This window comes from Mycobacterium sherrisii (assembly GCF_002102355.1).
Classification (GTDB): domain Bacteria; phylum Actinomycetota; class Actinomycetes; order Mycobacteriales; family Mycobacteriaceae; genus Mycobacterium; species Mycobacterium sherrisii.
In genome coordinates, this window is record NZ_LQPT01000095.1 from 1 (window position 1) to 6,746 (window position 6,746).

5 protein-coding genes and 2 pseudogenes are annotated in these 6,746 nt (G+C 64.1%); all 7 read left to right on the forward strand.

What is annotated here, in order from left to right:
- Positions 1-428 (forward strand): annotated as a pseudogene (locus AWC25_RS19650) (ISL3 family transposase); the annotation flags it as partial.
- Between the two features lie 114 nt (positions 429-542).
- A complete protein-coding gene (locus tag AWC25_RS19655) occupies positions 543-2,054 on the forward strand; it encodes an IS1634 family transposase (RefSeq protein WP_085167309.1) in 1,512 nt (503 codons plus the stop codon).
- Positions 2,055-2,070: 16 nt separating this feature from the next.
- Positions 2,071-2,445 (forward strand): annotated as a pseudogene (locus AWC25_RS19660) (transposase); the annotation flags it as partial.
- A gap of 341 nt (positions 2,446-2,786) precedes the next feature.
- A complete protein-coding gene (locus AWC25_RS19665; RefSeq protein WP_085167310.1) occupies positions 2,787-3,098 on the forward strand; it encodes a WXG100 family type VII secretion target in 312 nt (103 codons plus the stop codon).
- Positions 3,091-3,381 (forward strand): WXG100 family type VII secretion target, encoded by a 291-nt coding sequence (locus AWC25_RS19670; RefSeq protein WP_069400732.1) that lies wholly within the window; start codon positions 3,091-3,093, stop codon positions 3,379-3,381. The genes AWC25_RS19665 and AWC25_RS19670 overlap by 8 nt, the downstream gene beginning before the upstream one ends.
- A gap of 4 nt (positions 3,382-3,385) precedes the next feature.
- The gene (locus AWC25_RS19675) at positions 3,386-5,812 is read left to right on the forward strand and encodes a TNT domain-containing protein (protein WP_085167311.1); all 2,427 of its coding nucleotides are present in this window, start codon (positions 3,386-3,388) and stop codon (positions 5,810-5,812) included.
- Between the two features lie 23 nt (positions 5,813-5,835).
- Positions 5,836-6,450, forward strand: a complete 615-nt coding sequence (locus tag AWC25_RS19680; RefSeq protein ID WP_084229351.1) for a hypothetical protein — start codon at positions 5,836-5,838, stop codon at positions 6,448-6,450.
- The last annotated feature ends 296 nt before the right edge of the window (positions 6,451-6,746 follow it).

The window sequence follows — 6,746 nt, forward strand, 5'->3', positions numbered from 1 at the left end:
CCCGGCTGCTCGACATGGTCGAAGGCCGCTCCAAGAAAGCATTCCAAGACTGGCTGGCCCAGCGCCCGCAAGACTGGGATGGCTTCTCCGGGTTCAAGACCGCCACCGCCGAAGAACTACCCGAGGCGGCGGCGGTGGTGGATCCCTTCCACGTGGTGCGGCTGGCCGGCAACGCCCTCGACGACTGCCGCCGCCGCATCCAGGTGGCCACCTGTGGGCACCGCGGCCGCAAGTCCGATCCGCTGTATGCCTGCCGACGCACCCTGCACACCGGTGCCGATCTGCTCACCGACCGCCAGAAAGCCCGGCTGGCAGCCTTGTTCACCGGCGACATTCATGTTGAGGTCGAAGCCACCTGGCACATGTACCAACGCGCCGTGGCCGCCGCCTACCGCGAACCCGACCGCACGAAAGGCCGCACCATGATGGCCTGACTTTTATCACTGTTGGTGATTCGGCGATTCTGTAGGTCTGTGACCTGGATATTAAGGGTCTTCCTGGTGCGGGTTTGTGCACTAGCCGTTGGGCCGTAGGGTGCCGGGGTGGCCTACGTGCGCACCGTGAAGACGTCCTCGGGGGCGACCGCCGTGCAGATCGTGTGGTCCACCCGAAAGGGCTCGCGCAAGATCGAACATCTCGGGTCGGCGCACGACGAGGCCAGTGTTGCGGTCCTGAAGGCCGCCGCAGCACAGCGCTTGGCCGCCGGCCAGACACAACTGGATCTGGGCCTGGAGGAACGATCGGCGGCCGAGCCGTTGCCGATCACGTCGTCGAAGTCCGCGCTGCTGTGGGAGGCGTTGTGCGCGGCCTACGCCCAGGTGGGGTTCGACAAGGCCACCGGCAGTGACGAGGTGTTTCGTCAGCTGGTGTTGGCGCGGATCATCGAGCCGACCAGCAAGGCCGATTCGCTGCGGGTCATCGACGAGACCGGGGTGGCGCCGGTGTCGTATCCGACGCTCAACCGTCGTCTTCCGGTGTTCGCCAAACCCGCCTTCCGGCAAACACTTTCGGCTGCATGCGCCAGCCACACCCGGCTGGGGCCGGCCAGCCTTGTGCTCTACGACGTGACGACGCTCCACTTCGAGACCGATGCCGGCGATGGCTTTCGGGAGCCCGGGTTCTCCAAGGAACAGCGCCTGGACCCTCAAATCACCCTCGGGCTGCTGACTGATGCGGCCGGCTTGCCGCTGTCGGTGGCGGCGTTCGAGGGCAACCGGGCCGAGACCGCCACGATGGTGCCGGTGATCGACGCATTCAAGGCTGCCCACCAACTCACCGATGTGACCGTGGTCGCCGACGCGGGCATGATCTCTGAGACCAATCAGGTCGCGTTGCAGGCCGCCGGGCTGACCTACATCCTCGGCACCCGGATTCCGTTTCTTCCCGATGTGGTCCGCGAATGGCGCGACAAACACCCCGACGAGGCGACCCCCGACGGCCTCGTGCTGACCCAGCCCTGGCCGGCCACCAGCAATGAGAAGGCCCGCGGCATCCCGGACCGAGTGATCCACTACCAGTACCGGCACGACCGGGCCCGGCGCACCCTGCGCGGCATCGATGAACAGGTCGCCAAGGCCCAGCGTGCCGTCGACGGGCACGCCGCGGTCAAGCGCAACCGGTTCATCAAGCTCACCGCAGCGACCAAGAGCGTCAACCGCGCGCTGGAGGCAAAGACCCGCGCCCTGGCCGGCTGGAAGGGCTACACCACCAACCTCGTCAGCCAGCCCGCCACCTTTGTCATCGACGCCTACCACCAGCTGTGGCGCATCGAGAAGAGCTTCCGGATGTCCAAACACGACCTACAAGCCCGGCCGATCTACCACCGCACCCGTGACTCCATCGAAGCCCACCTGAGCGTCGTGTTCGCCGCGATGGCTGTCAGCCACTACATCGAGCACCAAACCGGTTGGAGCATAAAGAAATTCGTTCGGACTGCACGACGCTACCGCACCGTCACCATCCAGGCCGGCAACCAGACCATCACCGCCGCCGAACCCCCACCACCCGAACTCACCGAAATCCTCGCCAAGCTCCACGGGCTACGTGCGCACTAGTTTGATAAAAGTCAGGTTGTTCACCGGCGACATTCATGTTGAGGTCGAAGCCACCTGGCACATGTACCAACGCGCCGTGGCCGCCTACCGCGAACCCGACCGCACGAAAGGCCGCACCATGATGGCCGCGCTGATCACCACGCTGAGCACCGGTGTCCCCAAGCCCTTGACCGAGCTGATGACCCTTGGGAACACCCTCACAAAGCGAGCCGCCGACGTGCTGGCCTACTTCGACCGACCCGGCACCAGCAACGGCCCGACCGAAGCAATCAACGGTCGTCTCGAACACCTCCGCGGCTCCGCCCTGGGCTTTCGCAACCTCACCCACTACATCGCCCGATCCCTGCTCGAAACCGGCGGATTCACACCTCAACTACACCGTCAATCATGAAGAGCCCGATTTCCGACGCATCGGCGGCTACTAGCTGCGAGGCGTTGATCGCGCTCGAGAATGCAAGCGCAGAAAAGTACTGGGGTTCCCCCGGCCGTAGCGCACATGTCTTGCCTCCGCGCGCGTACGCCCATGAACCCGAACCCAGCGAAGCGCGTCGGCGTCGGTGCTAGGAGGTCGAAGTCGCCGGCCAGTTCGGCCAGCTGGGCGTAGGCCTGCGCGCAGAGGGTGTACCCGGCGCGGGTCAGCGGCTGCGCCCTCGGGCGGAGCATGGCAGCAGTGTGCCTGTGCGCACTCAAGGGTGAATTGTGGGCGGACCGGGCACTTACTAGGTTGCGGCTATGGCTGCAGGCAACGAGCTGCGTGTCGACGCGAGGATGATGAACGGTTTTGCCCAGGCGCTGCTGGGTGCCGCCGAGAACCTACGGAGTCAACTGGCCACGCTGGATGGGCAGGTCGCCGAGATGCTGGGCGGTTGGCAGGGCGGCTCGGGGCACGCCTACTCGGCGGCCTGGCAGCTGTGGCATCGCGGGGCAAGTGAGGTCGAGGCTGGTTTGTCGATCCTGGCGGCGGCGGTGGCGCACGCCGGTCAGGGCTTTCAGCGGACCGAAGCTATTTCCGCGCAAGCGATTCGGCAGGTGCACGATGTCTGACGCGTTCCGCGTGGACCCCGAGGCCCTGGCCGATGCCGTGCAGCGAATGGCGGAGTTTCAACGGCATGCCGAAAGCATGCTCGCCGAAATCGATTCTCTGGTAGGCAATTTGCACGCGACGTGGTCGGGCGAGGCGGCGTCGGCGCACGCCGAAGCACATCAGCATTGGGCCCGCGGCGAAGCGATGATGCGCGCGGCGTTGGCTCAGTTGCGCACGGCGGGCGCCGGGGCCCACGACAACTACACCAACGCTATGGCGACGAATCTGAGCATGTGGGCGTGAGGTAATGGCGCCGCTCACGGTCGATCCCACGGCCCTGGACAGCGCGGGCAACCAGGTCGTCACCGCCGGCGAGGGCTTGGGCTCGGTGATCTCGACGCTGAGTGCGGCGCTGGCGGGATGCGCGGGCATGGCCGGCGATGATCCCGCCGGCGCTTCGCTCGGGCACAGCTACGACAGTTCGGCGGCCAAACTCGTCGAGGCGATGGTGGCGACACGAAATGGATTGTGCGGCCTTGGCATTGGTGTTCGTATGTCGGCACGCAACTACTCGGTTGCCGAATTGCAGTCCAACGTCGGCGCTGGCGGTGGAGCGCTGCCCGCGCCGGCGTTGCCGGGACCGATCTCGGCGGGCCGTCCGCCGTCAGCGGTCGGAAGCAGCGACAGCGCCCCGCCCGGGTGGGGCTGGGTGGCGCCGTATCTCGGGATGATCTGGCCCACTGGGGATTCGGCGAAGTTGCGCGTAGCGGCCACGGCGTGGAGTGCGGCGGGCACGCAATTCGGGATCGGCGAGATCGTCGGGACCGGTACTCCGATGGGAGCCATTCGCGCCCAACAGATTCCGGAGGGCCCGGCCATCGACCGCGCGTTCGCCGACGCGTACCGCAGCACCACCGGCGTGGTTCAGCAGTGCCAGCAGATCGCCGCCCAACTCACCAGCTATGCCGCCAAGATCGAGAAGGTTCATGCGGCGATCCTGGATCTGCTGTCCCGGATCTGCGATCCGCTGACCGGGTTCAAAGAGGTCTGGGACATCCTGACCGACCAGGACGAGGACGAGATCAAAAAGATCGCCGACGACATTCGCACGGTGGTCGACAACTTCAAGTCCGAGGTCGATGCACTGGAAGCCGAGATCGCCTCCACACTCGCCGAGGCCACCACAATCGTCACCCCGATGGCCGGCTACGCCGCCAAGCAATGGGACCAGTTCCTGCACACCACGCCCGTAGGGCACTGCGTCGACCGCGTCGGGCACGGCACCAAGGAGTTTTTCTCCGAGGCCGGCGGCTTCGCCAAGGGGCTCTACGACATCAGCCAGGTGCGGCTGCTGCTCGACCCGGCTGGCTACTTCCACGACATCAACGGCATGGCACGTGGCGCCATGCCGCTCGTTGGCCTGGGCCCCGACGGCGGGCCCGGGGTGTTGGAATCGTGGAAGACGCTCGGCAAGGACGTCTCGCACTGGGATCAATGGACGACCGACCCGGCCGGCGCCCTCGGCCGTACGGCTTTCGACGGTCTCACGCTTGCCCTGCCCGGCGGGCCGCTCTCCAAGCTCGGCACCAAGAGTCGCGCCGCCCTCGACGCGCTCAAGGACTTGAAGGCGCCGCCGCTGCCAAAGCTGCCCGATCCGCCGGCCGTCAAGCCGCCGGAGGTTCCTAAGCCGCCTGCGGTGCCTGGTGTTAAGCCACCGGAACCCGGCAGCCCCGCACCACCGCCTAAGCCCGGCCCGGCGCCAACGACGCATGGCCCGACCGAACCCAAACCGACTGCGGTGCCGCACGGTTCGGGCGGCAAACCGCCGCTGTCCACGCCCGCTGATGTGCCCCATCCGCATGAGCGCGTCCCCACGGTCCCAGCCGGCCGGAGTCCCGGCGAGCCGGTTGGCAGTGCCACTGCCCCGGCCGTCGCGCCAGCTGCTTCGGTGCCGTCGACGCAGCATCTCCCGTCGGCGCCACATCTGCCGTCGCCGCCGATCGGCAGCGCTCCCGGTGAGGTACCACTCGCCCACGGGGCAACCCCGCACGGCAGCGAGCCGAGCGCACACGGACTGCACGAACCCCATGACAGGACTCCGTATCCCCCGGACGATGGTCAACTGCCGCACGGGCCGCGTGGCGGCAACGGCCACCCGTCGGCCGATGGCCCGCCGCACGAACCCGGCGATGGGACACCCGGCGGGGGCGACGGTCCTGCTAAGGATCAATCCCATGACCGTGGCGGCGAGGGTGAGCCACCGAAGGCGAGGGAAGTATTCCCGGACGCAAGCGAGTACGGTGACCTCACCGAAGACCAGTACCGACACCGTTTTGTAGACGAAAAGGGAAACCTCACATATCCCGATGCCCATGATCCGGCAAAGCCTTATGCGATTCCCGGCACTGTCCATGATTTAACCGACGCAGAGATAAAAGCAATGGACGGGAAGAAACTCGACCGTATCGGCCATCCCGGCGGCGAATGGCTAGCTCCCGAAGGCGCCCCTTACGGCGGACGCTCGCTTCCCCACACTAGCTTGGACAAGCCTTACTACGTGTATACGGTTCATGCTGACGTCCCTTTACCGCCCGGATGGAAAATTGAACTATCGAGGGCAGCGCCCTGGTTTGGCCATCGCGGAGGTGAGCCGCAATATCTCTTAATTCCGCCCAAAGATGCGGAGGCTAGTGTTCAAGAACTACTTGACATCGGGTTTTTAACGGAGGGTTGACACGTGACTTCGGGAGCAGATGAATGATCAAGATCCAGGTCGATTTGGGTAAATTCCCTCCGACACTGCACCGGATTATCCGCACGTGGTATGTGTGGCAGGCAGTTGATTTGCACAAATCAGGCGCTCTCCCAGGACGCAACATAACGTCTGACCAATTAGTTTGGTCGACTAGACCTCCGGCGATGACGAACGACGGCGAGCTTTGCTTCCTTAACGATGGGGAAATTTCCTATTATCTCGTGATCGAAAATGATCACTACTACATCGATAAGAAGTCTCGAAGCTCACGAGGTCGATATTGGATGTTTCGGCGCTTCGAGGACGCCGAAAAGTACATGTTGTTCTTAATAAGTCAGATGGTCCGCCCCGGCAGGTATGCGGATAGTCCAGGCTTCCACTGGTATCGAGAAGGGCTGGATCCGAGGGTGACTTTAACGAAAGATGATCCGGTAAATCACCCGGGCCGCGTAAGGTTGACAGTTGATAAGGAAGCAATCGATCGAGGCTGGATGACTGAGCATAATGCAGTCGCAGGTTCTCACATAATTGTTCCCAGCTTCAACGAGCTGGAGAAATCGCTCCGCGAACAAATCCCAAATGATTGGTTTAGCATCGACGTTGTGACCGATAGATAGCCAGCACCTAATGCGCTTCAACAAAGGAATCAGGAAATTAGTAATCACATTTATGAGCACCTCGACGAACCCCGCCGTAGCTCGGTCGCCGCTATTCGCCGGAAATGTCGAGTTCAGAATCCTCTCCGCTGCGGGACGCGATATTTCTTCTTTCTCGATGCACCCCGGCGGATAGCGTCCCGGAGAGTGGTGGACTTCGGATCTCGCGTGGTTCACGCGTTGCGATCAACGAGTCATGTTGAACGCTAGGTGATTTGGTGTTGTTTGGCAAGTGCTGCCGCGGCGTGTTTGGCAGC